A 20,109-nucleotide genomic window follows, 5' to 3' on the forward strand; every position below is an offset into this window, starting at 1 on the left:
CAACTTGCCAACGATTCCAGACTGAGGACGATGACGATGCAGCACGACGTTCTGTCGCTCGACGAACTGGGCGCCGACGAGCTGAAGGAGGTGGAGGCGAACGGCGTCAAATTGCTGCTGGCGCGCGATGGCGACCGGGTCTTTGCCACCGGCGCCACTTGCACCCATAAGGGCGCGCCCCTCAAGAATGGCACGCGCATCGGCAATCGCGTCATCTGCCCCTGGCACCACGCCATGTTCGATCTGGAAAGCGGCTTTCATTGCGAACCGCCGGGACAGGGCTGTCTCGCCCGCTTCGAAACAAGAATCGAGAATGGGCGCATCCTGGTAGAGGTTCCCGAGGACACCGACGGCCATCGCCCGGAAGTCGAGGTCAGCGAGAGGCGGACCGGCGGCTCGAAGGTCTTCGCAATTGTCGGAACGGGGGCAGCCGCCCTCGCCTGCGCCCAGGAACTGGTTCGGCGCGGCTTCGATGGACGGATCGTCATGATCGGCAAGGAGGACGCCCCGCCCTATGATCGCACGGATCTCTCCAAGGCCTATCTTCAGGGCAAGAAGGGCAAGGACGATCTGCCGCTCGCGACGCGTGAAGCCTTGTCCGACCTCGGCATCGAGCGCGTTCATGGGACAGTGGCGGCGATCGATGCGGCGGAGAAGATGCTCAAGATCGAAGGGAGTGGCGCGCCGTCCGAGCTTCGATACGACGCCTGTTTCGCAGCGCCCGGCAGCGGCTCCTCCATGCTGCCGCTCGACAATACGGACATGCCGAATGTCATGACCCTGCGCTCGCTGAAAGACGGCGAGGCCCTGCGCCAGGCGAGCGAGGACGAGAAGGAGATCGTCATCATCGGCTCAGGCTTTATCGGCATGGAGGCCGCCGCCGCCCTCGTCCAGCGCGACAAGACCGTCACCGTGGTGACCCCCGAAGAGGCACCTTTCGCCAAGAAATGGGGCGAGGAAGTCGCCGGACAGATCGCAGACCAGCACCGCGAGAAGGGCGTGACGCTGAAGACCGGCGCAAAGGTCGAAGCCATCGAGGCAACGGACGGCATGGCGATCGCCGTGCGGCTCGAAGGGGGCGAACGCGTCCAGGCCGGCCTCTTCGTGCTGGCGGTCGGCGCCAAGCCCAATCTCGAGATCTTCGGTGATCTCGCCAAGGATGGCGGCGTGTCGGTCGATGGAACATTGAAGGCGGCCGAGGGTCTTTGGGCCGGCGGCGACGTCGCTTCCTTCCCACTCCCTGGACGCGGATATGCGACGCGCATCGAACATTGGCGGGTCGCAGAACAGCATGGCCGCCATGCGGCCGGCGCCATGCTCGGTGAGGCAGAGCCCTTTGCCGGCATCCCCTTCTTCTGGTCGGCGCAATATGGCCCGATCCATTATGTCGGCCACGCTAAGGACTTCGACGACATCCATATTGAGGGCGACCTCGGCGAAGGCAGCTACACCGCCTATTACGTCAAGGACAGCAAGGTCGTCGCCGGCCTCGGTCGCGGCAAAGCCGACAAGACGGCCGAGCTTCACGCCCTGATGCTGTCGCAGCCAACGCCCTCGGCGGCCTCGCTAAAAGACGCGGGCTGGGACCCGAGCGCCCTGATCGGCCGGTAACGCCTCGACCCATCCGGCTCAGGCTACGCGGGGCAGGCCTTCCGCCGCGCGCAACCAATCGCGCGGGTCGCTGCCTTGCCGCCCGCGCTCTCCGAGAGCAAGGCAGAGATCGGCCATGGCATCGAGCGAGTGGACAGGCCGGAACTCGTCCACATGGGCGAGCATCGTCCTCACGCCCCGCGCCCGTGCCGAGAAGGCCTCGTACCGCAGAAGCGGATTGAGCCAGACGAGACGGCGGCAGCTCATATGCAGCCGCTCCATCTCGTGGCCGAGATCCTCGTCGCTGTCGCGCTCCAGCCCGTCGGTGATGAGAAGCACCACCGCCCCCTGCCCCAGAACCCGGCGCGACCAGTCGCGGTTGAAGGCGTGCAGCGCCTCGGCGATGCGGGTGCCACCCGACCAGTCCTTCACCGCATCGGCGCAGTCGGCCAGCGCCTCGTCCGGGTCCTTTCGGCGCAATTGGCGCGTGACATTGGTCAGGCGCGTGCCGAAGAGGAAGGCGTGAACATGGCGCCGCTTCTCGCTGATCGCATGAAGGAAATGCAGGAAGATGCGGCTGTACTGGCTCATCGAGCCCGAAATGTCGGCGATGACGACGAGCGGCGGATGGACGATGCGCGGCGAGCGGTATTTCGGCAGGACGAGATCGCCGCCCGAGCGCATCGCGGCGCGCAAGGTGGCGCGCGGATCGATCTCCCGACCGCGTTGATCGAGCCGAAAACGCCGAGTGCGGATCCGGTCTTCGGGCAGGCGCAATTCGGCGATCGCCCTTTTGGCGCGCGCGATTTCGGCCGCGCTCATCTGGGCGAAATCCTTGTCGCGAAAGACTTCCTCGCCGGAGACGGTGAGCGAGGCGTCGATGTCGAGCTCGGGCTTTTCCTGCTTCGTGACGTGCTCGTCCTGTCCTTCGAAGAGGGAGTCCGCCGCGCGCTTCTCGCCGGCTCGCTTCTCCCGCTCCTCCTGGCGCGGCGGCGCCTTGGGCGAGAACATGGCGATCATCTTCTCGACAAGCTCGCGCGAGCGCCAGAACAGGCGAAACGCCTCGTCGAAGACAAGCGTATCCTCATGGCGTGAGACGAGATTGGCGTGGAGCGTCCAGTAAAAATCCTCGCGCGAGGAAAGCCCTGCGACCTTCACCGCCTCGATCGCCTGAAGGGTCGCAGCCGGACCGATCTTGAGGCCCGCCCGGCGCAAAGCTCGCGCAAACCAGGCGATATTATCAGCCAGCCGCCCGTTCGGCTCGGCTTCCGTGAGGATTTGGGCGTCGACCATCTCAGAATCCGGGCTCATTGCAAGACCCCGTCAGGACGAAGAGAGGTCGCGCCGAACCTCGTCGAGGATCTTGCGGCTTTCGGCGCCCTGCAGCCGCTGAATATCGTCCTGATATTTGAGAAGGACGCCGAGCGTATCGGCCACATGGTTCGGATCGAGGGCGACGGCATCGAGCTCGGTGAGCGCATTCGCCCAATCGATGGTTTCGGCGACGCCGGGCGACTTGAAGAGGTCCATCGCGCGCAGACGCTGAACGAAGGCGACGAGCTCGCGCGACAGCTCTTCATTGGCCCGAGGCGCCTTGCGCCGGACGATGGCGAGTTCCCGGTCGGCTTGCGGATAATCCACCCAATGATACAGGCAGCGCCGCTTCAGCGCGTCGTGGATCTCACGGGTGCGGTTCGTCGTGATAATGACGATGGGCGGCTCGGGCGCCTTGATCGTGCCGAGCTCGGGGATCGTCACCTGATTGTCGGACAGAACCTCCAGAAGAAAGGCTTCGAAGGCCTCGTCGGTCCGATCGAGTTCGTCGATGAGGAGGACCGGCGCGCGACCCGGCGCCCCTTCCAGCGCCTGAAGGATGGGGCGGCGGATGAGAAAGTCCTCGGAGAAGATCTCCGACCGCATCGCATCGCGCGCCGTATCGCCGGACGCCTCGCGAATGCGGATTTCGATCATCTGCGCGGCATAGTTCCACTCATAGAGAGCCGAGGCGACGTCGAGCCCCTCATAGCATTGGAGACGGATCAGCGGACGGTCCAGCGCCTCGGCCAGAACCTTGGCGATCTCGGTCTTGCCGACGCCGGCTTCCCCTTCGAGAAAGAGCGGCCGGCCCATTTTGAGCGCAAGGAACAGGACCGTCGCGAGCGAGCGGTCGGCCACATAGTCCGCCCCTTCGAGAAGCGACACTGTGGCGTCGATGCTATCCGGTAGTGGCTTGGTCACGGCTCGTTTCGCCCCCGATCGTCTTCGGCAATTTGTCTCTTCGCCTTGAGGACACGAAGGCTAGAGCGCTCGCCAGGCCCGGTCGAGGTAGACCAAAGAAGGCGACAGCGCGCCGCTGGAAACGCTGACCACCTCGCCGATGATGATGCGATGGGTGGCGACCATCTTGGTGTCGATCAGCCGGCAATCGAAGGCGACGGGCGCGCTTTTCAGGATCGGAGCACCGCTTTCGTGGGTCTCCCAATCGCCCAAGGCGAAGCGCTCTTCAGGCTCGAGCTTGCCCTCGCCGGCAAAGGCGCGCGCGAGCTTCTCGTCGTGATGGCCGAGCACGTTGAGCGCGAAACAGCCATTTTCCTCGAAGCGCTGATTGAGCGGGCTCGACGTGTTCAGACAGACAAGCAGCGTCGGCGGATCGTCCGAAACCGAACAGCTGGACGTGACGGTGACGCCGCGCCGGCCTGCTGGCCCATCCGTGGTCACCAGACAGACGCTCGCGGCAAAGCGGCGCATGGCAGCTCGAAAGTCGGCAGGATCGATCCGGGATGTGGTCAGCAAAAGCCGGGGCCTCAGGTCTTCATCGATGACATTCGGGCAGATTCGGGCGCCCGTGAGTGAGGACATAGGCACCTTCCGCCTGCTTCGCACCACCTTTCAAGTCAGGTCCAGCCCCTCACGGCGCTTTTTGCGCTGTTTTGTGCCGGACCGTTTGCCCCGAGACACGGCGGATCGGCCGCAGGCTCGCCCCGTTTAAAGGCGGGAACATCGGCCACCCTTTTCTGCTTACTGCGCCATCACGAAGCAAGATGACAAGGACCGGATAGCATGGCGAAGGATCATGAAGAGATCTGGCAGGATTTCGGCGACCTCGTGAACATGGCGCCCAAGGAACTCGAAGAGTGGCTGGAGACCGAGGAGTCGAAATCCGTCGGAGATTCCGAGGACGGCGAGTCGACCGGACACAAGAGCGGACGGAAGATCGTCGAGATCAAGCGCACCAAGAAGGCTGAGCTCTCCCAGGATCAGTGGGAATGGATGAACAAGGTCAATGGCTACATCAAGCGCCATAAGGCGCAAGGGCCGAAGAACGACCCGGAACACTCCAAGTGGCGCTACTCCTTGATGAATTGGGGCCATGATCCCCTCAAGTGACTATTGGCCGTTATGAAGAAATCCGCGGAGTTGAACGGAAGCTCGCAGCCAAATGCACAAAAAAGCGGCGGCTCCTGCCCTTGTTCGCGAGCCAAAGCGCTTTCTATAGTGAGGCAACGAATGAAACTGTGAGGAGTGAGCCGTGCCGCCATTCGACGAGATGCTCCTGTCGGAATCCGACGTCCGGCAACCCTACGAAAAGTTTTTCGAATGGTTCGCCGCGCAGGATACCCAGGATCTCGCCTCGAAGGCGGCTGAGGCCGAAAGCTTCTTCCGGCGCACGGGCATTACCTTCAATGTCTACGGCCAGGAAGAAGCCGCCGAGCGCCTGATCCCCTTCGACCTCGTTCCGCGCATCATGGCGAAGGGCGAATGGGACAGGCTCGCTCTCGGCATCGAGCAGCGGGTGGAGGCGCTCAACGCCTTTCTCCACGACATCTATCATGACCAGGAGATCGTCAAAGCCGGTAAGCTGCCCGCCCGGTTGATCGAGGGCAACGAGGCCTTCCTGCCGGAAATGGTCGGCTTCACGCCGCCGGGCAACGTCTACACCCATATCATCGGCACCGACATCGTTCGGACTGGCGAGGATCAGTTCTATGTCCTGGAGGACAATGCCCGCACCCCGTCGGGCGTGTCCTACATGATCGAGAACCGGGAAACGATGATGCAGATGTTTCCCGAGCTCTTCGCCCAGAACCGGGTGCGGCCGGTCGAGACCTATCCCCATCACCTGCGCCGCTCGCTGGAAGCGGTCGCCCCGCCGGCCTGCGACGGCAACCCCTGCGTCGCCGTTCTGACGCCAGGCATCTTCAACTCGGCCTATTTCGAACACGCCTTCCTTGCCGATCAGATGGGCGTCGAACTGGTCGAGGGCTCGGACGTCGCCGAGATCGACGGGCGCATCCAGATGCGCACGACGGAGGGCTACAAGCCGATCGACGTGATCTATCGGCGCGTCGACGACGCCTTCCTCGATCCGAAGGTCTTCAATCCGGAATCCATGCTCGGCATTCCCGGCATCATGGACGCCTATAAGCGCGGCGCGATCACCATCGCCAATGCGCCCGGCACCGGCATTTCCGACGACAAGGCGATCTATTCCTACATGCCGGAGATCGTCGAATTCTATACCGGCAAGCCGGCCATGCTGGAAAACGTGCCGACCTGGCGCTGCGCCGAGGAGGACAGCCTGAAATATGTGCTGGAGCATCTCTCGGAGCTCGTCGTGAAAGAGGTCCACGGCTCGGGCGGCTACGGCATGCTGGTCGGGCCGACGGCGTCGAAGGCCGAATGCGAAGCCTTCGCGGCCAAGCTGAAGGAAAATCCGTCGAATTATATCGCCCAGCCGACGCTCGCCCTCTCCACGGTTCCGATCCTTGCCGAAAAGGGTCTTGCGCCCCGCCATGTGGATCTGCGGCCCTTCGTGCTCGTCTCCGACAAGATCCGCATCATTCCCGGCGGGCTGACGCGCGTCGCGCTGAAGGAAGGCTCGCTCGTCGTTAATTCCAGCCAGGGCGGCGGCACCAAGGACACCTGGGTGCTGCGCGACTGACGCGCCCGCTTGCGGGAACCGGCGATCAATTTTCGACGAAAGGACTTCTCAAAGATGGCACTTCTCGGACGCACGGCGAACGGCCTGTTCTGGATGTTCCGCTATATCGAGCGAGCCGAGAATATGGCCCGCCTCGTGGATGCGGGCCTGCGCATCTCGCTCACCAATCTGTCGGGCGAAACCGACGAATGGGAATCGATTCTCGTCTCGGCCGGCGTCGAGCGCGCCTATCGCGAAAAGCACGGTGACTACGACCCCGATCTCATCATCGACTTTCTAGTCCGCGATCAGGACAACCCGTCGAGTGTTCGCTCCTCTTTCGATACGGCGCGCATGAACGGACGTATGGTGCGCACGGCGCTGACCCGCGAATTGTGGGAGGCGATCAATGAGAGCTATCTCGTCATCAAGTCGGTTCTGGCCTCAAAGCTCGATCATCGCAGCCTGCCGCGCGTTCTGGACCTCGTCAAACATCGCTGCGCCCTGATCCGTGGCTCCTTCCATGGCACGATGCTGCGCAACGAGATCTTCGATTTCTGTCAGCTCGGCGCATCGCTCGAGCGGGCCGACAACACGGCGCGCATTCTCGACGTGAAATATTGGGTGCTCTTGCCCGAACATTCCTCGATCGGCTCGGCGCTGGACAATTTCCAATGGACCTCGATCCTGCGCTCGGTCGCCGCCCATCGCTCCTATGCCTGGGAATATGACGGCAATTACACGGCGCCAAACATCATCGACTTCTTGATGCTCAATCGGCGGATGCCGCGCTCACTCGGCCATTGCTACGGCGTCATCGGCGATGCGCTCAGCTATCTCGATCGCAACCGTCCAGAGCCAGCCCCGTCCGACGAACTCGTGCGGGACGTTTCGAACCGTCTGTCGTCCGTCACCGTTCGCCAAGTGCTGAATAACGGCTTGCACGAGTTTCTGGAACGCTTCATCATCGACAACAATCGCGTCGCCCAGCAGATCGCGGCCGATTTCCGCTTCTATCCCGACGCCCCCGCCAACACGGACGGATCGCAGATCCAGACACAATCGGCCTAATCCGGCGCTTCCGCATCTTCGGGCGGGCGCTTCCGCATTTCGGGGATTGCCGCCTTCCGAAGCTTTGGCGAAAGCCGGAACGCGAGGCTCTGATCGGGCGAGCGTTAAAACTCCGTCAATCGTGGCGCGCCGGCCATAGGCCTCGCGAAAGCCTTTCGGTATTTACTCGGCCGTCCAAAGCATGTCGGGCAGGCATCTGCCGATCACTTCGATGGCCGATCTCCTCGGTCCTCGCCGAGTGATCGTGATCGATGCCGACGTCATGCTGGGGCATGGCCGGGCGCGTCATCGGCCTTCATTCATTCGTCGCCCCATGGGAGGGAGGCTTAAGGCGTGCCATGACCTATTGCGTCGGACTACTCGTCGATCGCGGACTCGTCTTCATGTCCGATACAAGGACCAATGCGGGGATCGACAACATCTCGACCGTCCTGAAGCTCAAGACCTGGGAAGTCCCGGGCGAGCGCTTCATCTGTCTGCTCTCGGCCGGCAATCTGGCAACGACACAGTCGACGATCTCGCTTCTGGAAGAGCGGCTGGTGGCGCCTTCCGAGCGCGAACCCGCCATCCTGAAACAGCCTTCGATGTTTCAGACGGCGCGTCTCGTCGGCGAGACCTTGCGCGAGGTCATCCAGTGTTCGACCGGGCCCCAGGCCCAGTCTCCGGACCCGATGTTCTCCGGCTCCTTCATCCTTGGTGGTCAGATCAAGGGCTCGCGCCCCCGGCTCTTCAACATCTATGCCGAAGGCAATTTCGTCGAGGCGGGGGACGACAATCCGTTCTTCCAAATCGGCGAGCACAAATATGGCCGCCCGATCATCATTCGAACCTATGATCGGACTATGTCGCTGGAAGACTGCGCCAAGCTGCTTCTGGTCTCCTTCGATTCCACGCTGAAATCCAATCTCTCGGTGGGCCTGCCGCTCGATCTGCAATTTTATGAGACCGACAGCCTTCGTGCTGGATTCCGCCATCGCTTCACCAAGGACGACCCTTACTATCGCCAGATCTCGGGCGGCTGGTCGGACGCCCTGAAGCGCGCTTTCGACGATCTGCCGGCCTTCGATCCGTCGACGGCCGAGGGCGTTCCCCTCTCCGCCAAGGGCATCCCACGGCCCGTCATGCTGGAAGACGCCTCGGTGGTCTGAGAACAGACGCTTCTGTTGACGATGCGGGGCGCGGATGCCCTCGCGCCCCGCGCCGATCGCTTCGGATGTCGATTTCAGGACGACATTCGATGCGCAAACCCGCCATGCGGGAATGCCACTCGCCAGCGGCGCCGCTTGGGCGTATGAGACGGTGTGGGCCGCGCATTTTCCCTTTGCATGCCGCCCGACGACGCAGCGATCTTCCATGCAACTTGCTCCCCTCGCCCCCGCCCGGATGCCGGCCGAAGCGCCCAGCCCGAAGACGAACGTCCATCTGCGGCGCGCTTTGCCCGCCGATGTCGACGCCTTGACCCGGCTCGAACGGTTGGTCTTTTCCGCCGACCGCATTTCCCGGCGCTCCTTCCGCAAGCTGGTCGTCTCGCCGAGCGCTTCGCTTGTCCTCGCCGAGGACGAGGCCGGAACGCTGATCGGCTATGGCGCTCTCCTGTTCCGCAAAGGAACGGGTCTTGCCCGCCTCTATTCTCTCGCCGTCTCGCCAGAGGCTTCCGGGCGCGGCGTCGGGCGGCTTCTCCTGTCGCGCGCCGAACAGGACGCCTTCGAGGCCGGCCGGATCGCCTTGAGGCTGGAGGTGCGCGAAGACAATCACCGCGCCATCGAGCTTTACAAGGCGAGCGGCTATCGGCCGATCGGCCGCTATCTCGACTATTATGCCGACCACATGCCCGCTCTTCGCTTCGAGAAGGTGCTGAAGGGCGAGAAGCGGATCGAGACCGGCGTTCCCTATTACGAGCAGACGACCGATTTCACCTGCGGCCCTTCCTGTCTGATGATGGCGATGGCGCGGGACGTGCCGGGCTTCGTTTTTGATCCGGTCACCGAGATCCGCCTGTGGCGCGAGGCAACGACCATCTTCATGATGTCGGGGCCCGGCGGCTGCGATCCTTACGGCCTGGCGGTTGCCGCCCATGATTTCGGCCTGGCCGCCGAAATTCACGTCTCGGAGGCCGGCGACCTCTTTCTCGATTCCGTCCGCTCGACTGAAAAGCAGAAGGTGATGACGCTTGCCCAGGAGGATTTCCGCCGCCGGGCCGAAGCCAGCGGAATCCCGGTCCTCGTGCGCCCCTTCACGCTCGACGATCTGTCCGGGCATCTGAAGGCCGGCGGCACGGCGATCGTGCTGATCTCCGGCTATCATATGTTCGACAAGAAGGTGCCGCACTGGGTGCTCGCCCATGGCGACGACGGCTCCCATATCGTCATCCATGATCCATGGGTGGCGGACGAGCGCGGAGAGACCATTTCGGATGCGGCCAATCTGCCGATCCCCTATGAAACCTTCGACCGGATCGCGCGCTTCGGGAAGGTCGGCCTTCGCGCCGCCGTCTTCCTGAAAAAGCGCGGCGGTACGGAAGCGACGGCATGAGACGGACAGATACGATCCCGCCGACCGCTCTGCTGCCGACGGATACCCTTTTCAAGCGAGGCTGAACGAACTCTCCATGTCCCAATGGGTGGTGCTGACCGGACGCCCGTCCGATCTCGACAACGGGGCGACGCCCCACAAGATCATGAGCCAGAAGGACTATCTGGCACGGCCAGGCCTCTTTGCCGGCCAACGTCCCAAGCTCATCAATATCGCCTCTTCCTATGCCTATCAGTCGCGGGCCTATTACGCCTCGCTACTGGCGGGGGCGCGCGGACATCGGGTGATCCCCTCCGTCGAGACGATGATCGATCTGTCGGAGAAGAAACTCTACGAGAACGCCCTGCCCGAACTCGACGCGGCCTTGCGTTCGGGGCTCGGCAAGGAGGGCGCGGCCCCGGCCTCTCCCATTCTCGTCCTCTTCGGCTATTCGGACGATCCGCGTCTGGAGCGCTTCGCCAAGCTTGTCTTCGACTGGTTCCGGGCCCCCGCACTCGAAATCCATTTGGAGCCCAAGAGCGCTCAAGCGACCATCCGGCGCATCGCCTTCGCATCGCTTGCCAAGATGAGCGATGCGACCCAGGACCTGTTGATGGCGGCGATGGATCGCTACACCGCCCGCGAATGGCGCGCGGCCAAGGTGAAGACGCCGGCGAAATACGCCTTCGCGACGCTTTACGATCCGAAGGAAGAGTTGCCGCCCTCCTCCGTCGATACGCTGAAATATTGGGCGAAGACCGCAGCGCGCCTCGGCGTCGACGTCTCGCCGATCACCCGCAAGGATCTGCCGCGCCTCGCCAATTTCGACGCGCTCTTCATCCGCGAGACCACCTCGATCTCCAACCACACCTATCGCTTCGCCCGGCGCGCCATGCAGGAAGGCATGCCGGTCATCGACGATCCGGTGTCGATGATCCGCTGCACCAACAAGGTCTATCTGAACGAGCTGATGGCCGCGAATGGCGTGGCGACGCCCCCTTCGGTCATGATCGGCTCGAAGGACGATTTCCAGAAGGCGGCCGATCTTCTCGGCTTTCCGCTGGTGCTCAAGATCCCCGACGGCTCCTTCTCGCGGGGCGTCAAGAAGGTCGAGGACATGGCGGCGCTGGTACGCCTGGCCGGGTCCTGGCTCGAGGACACCGATCTCCTCATCGCCCAGAAATTCATGCCGACCAGCTTCGATTGGCGGATCGGCGTTCTCGGCGGCGAGCCGCTCTTTGCCGTCAAATACCATATGGCCAAGCAGCATTGGCAGATCATCAACCACGAGACGGGCGGGCGCCCGATGGAGGGCGGCTTCACCGCCTTCGCGCTCGCCGATGCCGACCCGCGCGTCCTCGATATCGGCGTCAAGGCCGCTCGCTGCATCGGCGACGGCCTCTATGGCGTCGATCTGAAGGAAACCGAGGACGGGATCTTCCTGATCGAAGTGAACGACAATCCGAATCTCGAACATGGCGTCGAGGATCAGGCGGAAAAGGACGAGGTCTGGACACGCCTCACCCGCTGGTTCATCGACCGCATCGAACGCTGATTGGAAGAGACGAAGCTGATGACCGACACGACCGATCTCTCGCAACTCGGCCGCGAAAGCCGGCCGGCCGCCTCGCCGGAAGAGGCCGTGCTGGAGACCGTGCCCTATACGCGGCGCGAGGGGCCGCCGGCGATCGTGCGCTTCACCTGCCCGGAATTCACCTCCCTCTGCCCGGTGACCGGCCAGCCGGATTTCGCCCATATCGTCATCGATTACGCGCCGGATGCCCGGCTGGTGGAGTCGAAATCGCTCAAGCTCTTTCTGACGAGCTTCCGCAATCACGGCGCCTTCCACGAGGATTGCACCGTGATGATCGCCCGGCGCGTCGTCCAGGCAACCAAGCCGCTCTGGCTGCGGATCGGCGGCTATTGGTATCCGCGCGGCGGCATCCCGATCGACGTCTTCTGGCAGACCGGCCCCGCGCCGGACGGCTGCTTTCTGCCGGACCAGGGCGTACCGCCCTATCGCGGACGCGGCTGAGCCCCCGGGCTTAAAGCGCCGGGCGAAAGCCCAAAAAGACCTAGGCTCGTCACGGCCGGTCAAGGTTGGCCAAGGTCGCCCGGCTGCGATCGCGACTCTCGCGCGCTCAATTTTCCTGAATGCGAGCAACAAGCGCCGTCGTCATGCCCGAACCGCCAGGAATCTATTCATCACGGCTGCGTGATTTCATCTCCAAAACCGCGAATGATCTACACCGCCTTACTCAAGAGGAGGTTTTCGCGGCTGCGTCATGGCGTCCCGCTCGACCGTTTCGGCACATCTTTGCGATGGCTTTGTTTCATATTGGATCAATGCCTGGATCGATTTGGAACCGCGCCTGCTTTATGGCGAAAATTCGATCTATAAGGCTCAGGAATCAGTTGCTATTTCCCCAACGCCCTTTCATTGTTCCGTTGCGCAACATCAAAACAACGGAGGCGTTATTTCCATGCGCAAAGTGCTGCTCACGATGTCCGCCCTGGCGGCCGCAGTGTCGTTCTCGGCCACGGCCGAAGCGAAGTACTATAAGAAGCATGTCGACGAGCGTAGCGCAAAATGCTATGTCGTCGAATATATCCCTTCGACTTATAAATATAACACCAAGGGAAAGCTCGTCACGGGCGAAAGCACGACTTGGTCGGGCGAGATCGTCGACGGCGGCAAGGTCTATCACCGCCGCAATCCGGCCGTCTACATGACGACCAAGAAGCTGGTCGAGCAGGATCACTACACCCTGACCGGCTGCTGATCCGCATTCACTCACTGGAAGGGGAGCGTTGCGTCAACATTCCCCTTCCATATCGTCCCATAGGAGGCTGCCATGCTCTCGGCGATCATTCTTGCCGCTTCGGCACTCGCCATTCCCTTCGAAAGCAGTCCCGCGCCGGAAAAGCCTGCGGCTTCCGCACCGGCAACGATGCTGGAGACCTCCTTCGAATTCGCCGAGCGCGAGGGCAGCTATCAGCTCAACGCCCTTCTGTTTGATCTTTCGGCCGGCACGCGGGCCTCGACGCCGATCGCGTCCTGCAGAAGCATCGACATCGCATCCTTTGAAGAGACCGCGTTCGGGACACCCGTCAGCTGCGACGGCGTCTCATTCTCCTTCGACGTGCGCGACGGCGCCGTTTTGGTCGATGCCGCCAGCCCTCAGCCGCCGATCGCGCTCAGGCGCTTGTCGCCTGGCCGTGTTTTCGTCAACGGCATGCCGCTTCTCATAGAGGCCAGTCGGTAAGCATGGCGCCGTTCATGGCAGCGTATGACACGGGCCGCCGGTAGCGAATCTCGCCGTCGATCGTGTGACGCTCCGGCAACCGGAGCGCCAGAACCTCGGCGACCGAAAAAGGACGTGCGAGACGCCCCTCTTTCCGCCAAGCTTCGCCCGCCGCATAAGCGGCCGCGAGCTTTCCGCTAGCGGCGCCGAGACGAGGCTCTTTTCCGTCCGCGTTCGCCGCGCGAACCGGATGGAAATGACGGCTCAAAAGGAAGGTCTCCTCAGCGCTCCGGTTTTCCGCGACGCCCACGCCGGACGAAACAGGGTTCAGCCCGCCCACGCCGCTTAAAGCATCTGCCGCATCCGTCGTTAGAGCCAAAGCGGCGCGCCCTGCCCTCATGGGAGGTCCAAAGGCTTGAGCCGATCCGTGCGGCGCCATTCCGCCCGCCTCGTTGAAAGCATCCGTCGCCAGATCGGTAACGTCCGATGGTCTGGAACCAGCAACCAGCGTGCCTAGCGCAAGGGACAGCGGTTGCCGTGTCTCTGGCCTCGGCAACCAAGCCGTCGATACGGCCCATGGATCACCATCTTCCGGCCATCGCAATCCGAGCCAGCGATCGTCGGCCACCGCGGTCTGGCCGGCCTCGCCATCAACGGGCCGCGTCTCAGCGGCAAGCGCCTCGTCCGCCTCCTTCAAAAATCCCTCATAACGCAAGGCGCCGAGCACATAAGGCGGCACATAATAGGCGGCATTCGTCTCGCCGAGCGGTCGTACGATGAGATGCGGACCCGTCTCGCAGGCTTCGGCCGTTGGGTCACCCGCCGGATCGATCGTCACATAGCAACGCGACGTCTGTCCGGCGCAGCCCGCAAGCAGCGCCGTCGGCAGAAGCAGGGAAAGGACAAGGCGGCGAACGGACATCAGGCGTCTCCTCGACGCCGATTTCTTTGCCGATAGGGTTAACGCTTGGTTAAGCGCGACACCTGATGGAAAGCTCCGGTTAAGGATTTCGTCTGGTCCCGCGGCCAACAGCGAGGCTCGCTGCCGAACCGACACCCATCCCGGATGCCCGTGATGCTGATGCGCCTTTCAGCGCTTTGCCGAAAGATTCATCTCCGATCGAGACGAATTGCGAGAAAATTAGCCTCGCCATCCCCGCGCAGTCCCGTTATCTTTGAGCCTGACATCGGTGCCGCAACGGGGCGTCGCCGGATCGCCCATCCCGACATCTAAAGGACGGACGCTCCATGACTGGACCGCGCATCGAACGACGTTTGTCGACCATCAGCGAAACCAACGAGGCCGCCGGTCGGCGCGAGCGCATGGGCTCGCTTGCGACGCTGCCTGTCTTTTTCGACCTTCGCGACAAACGCGTGGTGATGACCGGCGGTGGCGCGGGCGCGGCCTGGAAGACCGAACTTCTCGCCGCAAGCGGCGCCAAGGTCGATCTTTACGCGGAAGCGGATGACATCGGCGAGGACATGGCCGAGCTTCTCGCCGCCGGCCCGGTCGACGGATCGATCCGCCATCACGACCGCCCTTGGGGCATCGACATCTTCCAGGGCGCGGCGATCGCCGTCGGCGACGTGGAAAGCGAAGCCGAGGCGAAAGCATTCTATTGCGCGGCAAAGGCGGCCGGCGTTCCGGTCAATGTGGTCGACAAGCCGGCCTTCTGCGAATTCCGCTTCGGCTCCATCGTCAATCGCTCGCCGCTCGTCATCGGCATCTCGACCGATGGCGCCGCACCCATTCTCGGCCAGGCCGCGCGCCGGCGGATCGAAACGCTGCTGCCGCCCTCTCTTGCCGGCTGGGCACAGCTTGCGGCCCGCATCCGCGGCGAGGTGATCGACAGGCTCGCCCCAGGGCCCAAGCGCCGGGCCTTCTGGGAGCGCTTTTCCGACCGCGCCTTTCTGGCAAAGTCTCCGGCCAATGACGACGAGATGAAAGCCTCGATCGAGGCGATCGCGACAGCCGGCGAAAGCGGCGGACGTGTGACGCTGGTGGGCGCCGGCCCCGGCGAAGCCGAGCTCCTGACCCTCAAGGCGGTTCGCGCGCTTCAAGCCGCGGATGTCATCCTATTCGACGATCTCGTCTCCAACGACATTCTGGAGCTCGCCCGGCGCGAGGCCAAGCGCATGCTGGTGGGCAAGCGCGCCGCGCGCGAAAGCTGCCGCCAGGAGGACATCAACCGGCTGATGGTGCAGTTCGCCAAGGCCGGCAAGCATGTGGTGCGTCTCAAATCGGGCGATGTCTCGGTGTTCGGCCGGGCCGGCGAAGAGCTGGACGAGCTGAAGCGTGAGGGCATTCCCGTCCAGATCGTGCCGGGTATCACGGCGGCCTCGGCCCTTGCGGCGGCCTTCGGCGTCTCGCTGACCCATCGCGACTGCGCCCAGCAGGTGCGTTTCGTCACCGGCCATTCCAAGAAAGGCGGCCTGCCGGAAGAGCTCGATTGGCATGCGCTGGCCGAGCCGCATGCGACGACGATCTTCTATATGGGCGGGCGCATGGCCGGCCGGATCGCAGCGCGGCTGATCGCGGAAGGCTTGTCGGCCGCAACCCCGGTCGCGGTCGCCGCCAATCTCTCGCGCGCCGACGAGACCCGCGCCTGCGGCCGTCTCGACGGGCTCGGCCATCTGGTCGAGGTGATCGGCGTCGACCGGCCGATCCTGATTGGTGTGGGCCCGGTCTTTGCCGAATTCCAGGCCATGCCGGTCGAGGGACCGCTGGCCGCCGAGCGCGCTGCTGGCTGACGCTGAACGGCCAACCGGCCTCAGCCCGGCGTCAATTGCCGGTGGCGCTCGCGCAGAGCCGCCTTCTTGGCTTCATCCGTTCGATCGACACAGGCCGGGCAAGAGACGCCCGGCTCGAAGGCAGGCGAAGCCCGCTCGGCATCCGATAGGGGCGCACCGCAGGCAAAACAGGCCGTCCAATCGGTTTGCCCCAAGCCGTGTCCCACCGCCACGCGGCCATCGAAGACATAGCACTCGCCCTCCCAGCGCGAGTCTTCAGCCGGCACGTCCTCCAAATATTTCAAGATGCCGCCCTTGAGGTGAAAGACGCTCTCGAAGCCTTTGGCCAGCATGAAGCTCGAGGCCTTTTCGCAGCGAATGCCGCCGGTGCAGAACATGGCGACCTTCTTGTGAACGGAGGGGTCGAGCTTTTCCTCCACAAAGGCCTTGAACTCGGTGAAGCTGTCGATCGCCGGATCGAGCGCGCCGGCAAAACCGCCGACTTTGGTCTCGTAGCGGTTGCGCGTATCGAGAAGCAGAACCTCCGGATCCTCGACAAGCGCGTTCCAGTCGCCCGCCTCCACATAGGTGCCGACCCTATGGGAGGGATTGGCCTCCGACGCCCGCATGGTGATGATCTCAGGGCGGATGCGGATCTTCAATCGCTGAAACGGCCAGATCTCGGCGCTGGAAAATTTGATCTCCTCGCGCGGCAGCCCAAAGCGCCTATCGAGTTCGCCGACGAGGCCCTCGATCGCCTCGGGGCTGCCAGCCATGGTGCCATTGACGCCCTCCGGCGCGATCAGGATCGTGCCTCTGAGGCCGAGCAGGGCGCAGGCCTCCGTCAAGGAGCGGCGGAGCTCGGGCAGATCCTCAAGCGGCAGAAAACGATAAAAGGCGGCAACGGAAAAGGCGGTCATAGGCGCCGTGATAAATCCTCCCATGCAAAAGGGGAAAGGGGTTTTCGCAAAAGACGCGTCCCTCAAGGCGCTGCTGTGATTGAAAGCCCCTTCTGGACTTGGCCCTGCTCAGGTGACAGGCCGAGAGGAAGCGCTATGTTGGCGAGACGCGTTTCATCCCAGTTCCTGAACGAATCGTCCCCGCCTTGCCCGATCGCCTCCTCGGCTCCGTCCTTCTTCTCGTTGCGGCCGCCACAGTCCTGCGCGACTGGTTCGCCGTGCCGGGCGCCGCCCCGATCGCGGCGCTCTTGACGCTCGCCTTTCTGATCGTCGCCCTGCCCAAGGCGAGCGCGTCGCGGCGCACCTTCATGGCTATCGGCGCGGTGCTGGCGCTTCTCGCCTTCGCCACGCGGAAGGATGCGATCCCCCTCATTCTGGACGGCCTCGGCCAGGGCGCCTTCATCGCGACCTTCTTCATCGCGCTCGCCACCTTGCGAACGCCGGCCGCGACCTCGCCGGCGATCGCGCGATGCGGCGAATATCTGGCAAGCCAGCCGCCCGGAAAGCGCTATCTGGCGCTGACCTCCGGTGGCCATCTCTTTTCACTCATTCTGAATTACGGCGCGATCCAACTTCTCGGCGGCCTGACCGAAAGCATCACCGCCAAGGAGCGCGATCCCGTGCTCCGCGAGATCCGCAATCGGCGCATGCTTCTGGCCATTCAGCGCGGCTTCTGCGCCTCGCTCTGCTGGTCGCCGCTCGCCTTTGCCATGGCGATCTCCACCTCGGTGGTGCCCGGATCGAGCTGGTCGGGCGCGGCGATCTTTGCAATCTTCAATGCCGCGCTCCTGACCTTCGTCGGCTGGGCGCTGGATACGATCGTCAAACCGAAATATTCAGGCCCGCGCCCGCGCGTTGTTCCCATCGGCAATTGGCGAGATCTGAAGCCGCTTCTTCTCCTACTCGTCGTCATCTTTTCCGGCGTCGGCCTTCTGGAGCTTCTCACCGGTTTGCGGATCGTCTCGGTGGTGATGGTCTTCGTGCCACTCGTGGCGATCGCCTGGCTCTATATCGAAGCCAGGGAAAGCCCCGCCCCCTTGAGGGAAACGGGAACGCGCCTCACCACCATCCTCTTCACCGAAATCCCCGCTTATCGCTCCGAAATGGTGCTGCTCGTCATGGCCGGCATCATCGGCTCGCTTGGTTCTGATCTCGCAGTGCCTTTGATCGAGACAGCCGGCATCGATCCATCGGGCCTGCCGCCCGCCCTCGTCATCGGCTCTCTGGTCTGGATCATTCCGCTTCTCGGCCAGCTCGGCATGAACCCGATCCTGGCCGTCTCGCTGTTCGCCCCGCTGCTCCCGACGCCTGAGGCGATGGGCGTCTCGCCCGCCGCCGTCATCTGCGCAATCACGGCCGGCTGGTCGCTGGCCGGGGCCACCTCGCCTTTTACCGCGACGACCATGCTGATCGGCCGGCTGGGCCATACCACCGCCCTCGAAGTCGGCGTGCGCTGGAACCGGCAGTTCTTCCTCTTCGCCGCCCTCTGCCTGACCGCCAGCGTTCTCCTCATCATGGCGCTCGCCCCCGCTTGACGAGGGGCTGAGCCGCAACCCCATTGCACCCCCTCCGGCACGAGGGAACCCGGCGCTGCCGCGCTTTTAGCACCAAGACCCGGCCGAGACCCGTAAGCTCCGGCCGCGTCCTGGCGCCGATGCGGGTTCGGATCAAAGCTGCTGGAGAATTTCCTCGGCCGAGCTCTTCTCGGCCTGACCAGGCGAGTCCTCGATGGCAAGGCTGGCGACGACGCCATCCTTGACGATCATCGAAAAGCGCTTGGAGCGAATGCCGAGCATTCCGGCCGAGAGATCGATGTCGAGCCCCGCCGCCTTGACGAATTCGCCATTGCCGTCCGACAGGAACAGGATCTTTCCGCTGGCCTCCTTTGCCTCTTCCCAGGCCTGCATGACGAAGGGGTCATTGACCGAAACCACGGCGATTTCGTCGACACCCTTGGCGCGGATCTCGTCATTATAGGCCAGGAAGCCGGGCAGATGGTTCATCGAGCAGGTCGGCGTAAAGGCGCCGGGCACGCCGAACAGGACGACGGTCTTGCCCTTGAAGACATCGTCGGTCGACAGATCGGCCATGCCGTCACCCGTCTTCGTGCGGAAGGTTGCGTTGGGAAGCGTATCTCCGACGCCGATGGTCATGATGAAAGTCTCCTTCTGATGCCTAATGTCGAAGCGATCGGCCATGCCGGCGCAAGGGGTCTTGCCGATCCTGAAGCCTCGGCGCAAGGCAAGAGCCTCTGATCCGCCGACGCCAACGGCCTGATCTCGCCATCTATGCCAGCAAGCGTCTCTGAGGACCATGGCTTGAGCGATCATCCGCCCCACATGCTGCGGCGCAGCTTCGTGCGTGTCTCAAGATTTGCCGCCTGCGAAGTATCGCGCCCTGTTCCCGCGACGTTCCGCCAGGCAGCGCGAACGGCCAAGCACCCTCACCCGATCGGCAAAAGGCGAACGACCCGTCACCACGGCATTCGAGCACGTTTCAGAGCCCACCAGCGACGATGACAAATCAAGCGATTCCATCCGGCCAAAGAGCGTTGACAGACGCCCCACCCCTCCCCTATAGGGACGCGGCACGGCGCAACGCACCGACGCGTGGCGGAGTAGCTCAGTTGGTTAGAGCAGCGGAATCATAATCCGCGTGTCGGGGGTTCGAGTCCCTCCTCCGCTACCAAAAAACCCCTTATTTCTCAGGTCTTTCAGCGTCCCGCCTCAGTGCGATTGGATGCGACATGCCGGGGTTAGACAGTCGAGTTAGACAATTATGGTCCCGGCTTGTTCCGTTGGAGCGTGTGGCGCGGCGGCGAATTTGCGACAGATCGGCAGCCGGTTTGAGACAAACTTTTCGAGCGCTCTGGCGCGGCCCCCCTTCAGTCACGCTGCCTTAAACTATGTCGAGCACGCTAGCAGAATACAAAAGGCATTCCTGCTGGAGGTCGATATGACGAACCGGAGCTCTGAAACCAATGAACCTGACGTTGCCCCTGTGGCTTGATCCAGGTTGAAGTTCGTTCTGGCCGATCAATAAGGACCAGAACATGAAGCGCAGCCGTTTCTCCGAAGAGCAG

At 63.2% G+C, this 20,109-nt stretch carries 19 protein-coding genes and 1 tRNA gene; 13 read left to right on the forward strand and 7 right to left on the reverse strand.

Features of this window, described 5'->3' with window-relative positions; translation table 11 throughout:
- Positions 1 to 36: 36 nt before the first annotated feature.
- Positions 37 to 1,611, forward strand: a complete 1,575-nt coding sequence (locus B9A15_RS16565; protein WP_084411649.1) for an FAD-dependent oxidoreductase — start codon at positions 37 to 39, stop codon at positions 1,609 to 1,611.
- A gap of 18 nt (positions 1,612 to 1,629) precedes the next feature.
- Here B9A15_RS16565 and B9A15_RS16570 read toward each other — a convergent pair whose 3' ends face one another.
- From B9A15_RS16570 to B9A15_RS16580, 3 genes are read right to left on the reverse strand one after another with little or no spacing between them, the layout of a single operon-like run.
- A complete protein-coding gene (locus tag B9A15_RS16570; RefSeq protein WP_084411629.1) occupies positions 1,630 to 2,901 on the reverse strand; it encodes a vWA domain-containing protein in 1,272 nt (423 codons plus the stop codon).
- A gap of 12 nt (positions 2,902 to 2,913) precedes the next feature.
- A complete protein-coding gene (locus tag B9A15_RS16575) occupies positions 2,914 to 3,828 on the reverse strand; it encodes an AAA family ATPase (protein ID WP_084411630.1) in 915 nt (304 codons plus the stop codon).
- A 60-nt stretch (positions 3,829 to 3,888) separates the two neighbouring features.
- Positions 3,889 to 4,338 (reverse strand): flavin reductase family protein, encoded by a 450-nt coding sequence (locus B9A15_RS16580; RefSeq protein WP_084411650.1) that lies wholly within the window; start codon positions 4,336 to 4,338, stop codon positions 3,889 to 3,891.
- Positions 4,339 to 4,650: 312 nt separating this feature from the next.
- On the opposite strand from B9A15_RS16580, the gene B9A15_RS16585 reads away from it, so the two are divergent.
- The 9 genes from B9A15_RS16585 to B9A15_RS16625 all read left to right on the forward strand — a co-directional run bounded on the left by B9A15_RS16585 (position 4,651) and on the right by B9A15_RS16625 (position 13,359).
- Positions 4,651 to 4,977 carry a DUF3140 domain-containing protein gene (locus B9A15_RS16585; RefSeq protein WP_084411631.1) on the forward strand — a complete coding sequence of 109 codons (327 nt, stop codon included), beginning with the start codon at positions 4,651 to 4,653 and terminating at the stop codon, positions 4,975 to 4,977.
- 160 nt (positions 4,978 to 5,137) lie between these two features.
- Positions 5,138 to 6,532: a circularly permuted type 2 ATP-grasp protein gene (locus B9A15_RS16590; RefSeq protein WP_084411651.1), complete on the forward strand. Its 1,395-nt coding sequence runs from the start codon at positions 5,138 to 5,140 to the stop codon at positions 6,530 to 6,532.
- Between the two features lie 54 nt (positions 6,533 to 6,586).
- Positions 6,587 to 7,582, forward strand: a complete 996-nt coding sequence (locus B9A15_RS16595) for an alpha-E domain-containing protein (RefSeq protein ID WP_084411652.1) — start codon at positions 6,587 to 6,589, stop codon at positions 7,580 to 7,582.
- 338 nt (positions 7,583 to 7,920) lie between these two features.
- The gene (locus B9A15_RS16600; RefSeq protein ID WP_244557002.1) at positions 7,921 to 8,730 is read left to right on the forward strand and encodes a proteasome-type protease; all 810 of its coding nucleotides are present in this window, start codon (positions 7,921 to 7,923) and stop codon (positions 8,728 to 8,730) included.
- Positions 8,731 to 8,965: 235 nt separating this feature from the next.
- Positions 8,966 to 10,114: a GNAT family N-acetyltransferase/peptidase C39 family protein gene (locus B9A15_RS16605; RefSeq protein WP_084411653.1), complete on the forward strand. Its 1,149-nt coding sequence runs from the start codon at positions 8,966 to 8,968 to the stop codon at positions 10,112 to 10,114.
- Positions 10,115 to 10,190: 76 nt separating this feature from the next.
- Positions 10,191 to 11,648, forward strand: a complete 1,458-nt coding sequence (locus B9A15_RS16610) for a RimK family protein (protein ID WP_084411632.1) — start codon at positions 10,191 to 10,193, stop codon at positions 11,646 to 11,648.
- 18 nt (positions 11,649 to 11,666) lie between these two features.
- Positions 11,667 to 12,128: a preQ(1) synthase gene (queF, locus tag B9A15_RS16615; RefSeq protein ID WP_084411654.1), complete on the forward strand. Its 462-nt coding sequence runs from the start codon at positions 11,667 to 11,669 to the stop codon at positions 12,126 to 12,128.
- Between the two features lie 250 nt (positions 12,129 to 12,378).
- Entirely contained in the window at positions 12,379 to 12,876 is a 498-nt protein-coding gene (locus B9A15_RS16620; protein ID WP_084411633.1) for a hypothetical protein, read from the forward strand.
- A 72-nt stretch (positions 12,877 to 12,948) separates the two neighbouring features.
- Positions 12,949 to 13,359: a hypothetical protein gene (locus B9A15_RS16625; RefSeq protein ID WP_084411634.1), complete on the forward strand. Its 411-nt coding sequence runs from the start codon at positions 12,949 to 12,951 to the stop codon at positions 13,357 to 13,359.
- Here B9A15_RS16625 and B9A15_RS16630 read toward each other — a convergent pair.
- Positions 13,340 to 14,260, reverse strand: coding sequence for a hypothetical protein (locus tag B9A15_RS16630; RefSeq protein WP_084411635.1), 921 nt, complete (start codon positions 14,258 to 14,260; stop codon positions 13,340 to 13,342). The genes B9A15_RS16625 and B9A15_RS16630 overlap by 20 nt on opposite strands.
- Before the next feature lie 401 nt (positions 14,261 to 14,661).
- On the opposite strand from B9A15_RS16630, the gene cysG reads away from it, so the two are divergent.
- Positions 14,662 to 16,089: a siroheme synthase CysG gene (gene cysG, locus B9A15_RS16635; RefSeq protein ID WP_084411655.1), complete on the forward strand. Its 1,428-nt coding sequence runs from the start codon at positions 14,662 to 14,664 to the stop codon at positions 16,087 to 16,089.
- 20 nt (positions 16,090 to 16,109) lie between these two features.
- Here cysG and trhO read toward each other — a convergent pair whose 3' ends face one another.
- The gene (gene trhO, locus B9A15_RS16640; protein ID WP_084411636.1) at positions 16,110 to 16,988 is read right to left on the reverse strand and encodes an oxygen-dependent tRNA uridine(34) hydroxylase TrhO; all 879 of its coding nucleotides are present in this window, start codon (positions 16,986 to 16,988) and stop codon (positions 16,110 to 16,112) included.
- Between the two features lie 185 nt (positions 16,989 to 17,173).
- Between trhO and B9A15_RS16645 the strand changes: the two genes are divergently transcribed.
- Entirely contained in the window at positions 17,174 to 18,562 is a 1,389-nt protein-coding gene (locus B9A15_RS16645) for a hypothetical protein (RefSeq protein WP_244557003.1), read from the forward strand.
- 132 nt (positions 18,563 to 18,694) lie between these two features.
- Here B9A15_RS16645 and B9A15_RS16650 read toward each other — a convergent pair whose 3' ends face one another.
- The gene (locus B9A15_RS16650) at positions 18,695 to 19,180 is read right to left on the reverse strand and encodes a peroxiredoxin (RefSeq protein ID WP_084411657.1); all 486 of its coding nucleotides are present in this window, start codon (positions 19,178 to 19,180) and stop codon (positions 18,695 to 18,697) included.
- Between the two features lie 458 nt (positions 19,181 to 19,638).
- Between B9A15_RS16650 and B9A15_RS16655 the strand changes: the two genes are divergently transcribed.
- A tRNA-Met gene (locus B9A15_RS16655) sits at positions 19,639 to 19,715 on the forward strand.
- 210 nt (positions 19,716 to 19,925) lie between these two features.
- Here B9A15_RS16655 and B9A15_RS23260 read toward each other — a convergent pair.
- Positions 19,926 to 20,109, reverse strand: a 184-nt coding sequence (locus tag B9A15_RS23260) for a hypothetical protein (protein WP_210190536.1), incomplete at its 5' end; no start/stop codon positions are given.

This window comes from Fulvimarina manganoxydans (genome assembly GCF_900176465.1).
In the GTDB taxonomy this organism is placed as follows: domain Bacteria; phylum Pseudomonadota; class Alphaproteobacteria; order Rhizobiales; family Rhizobiaceae; genus Fulvimarina; species Fulvimarina manganoxydans.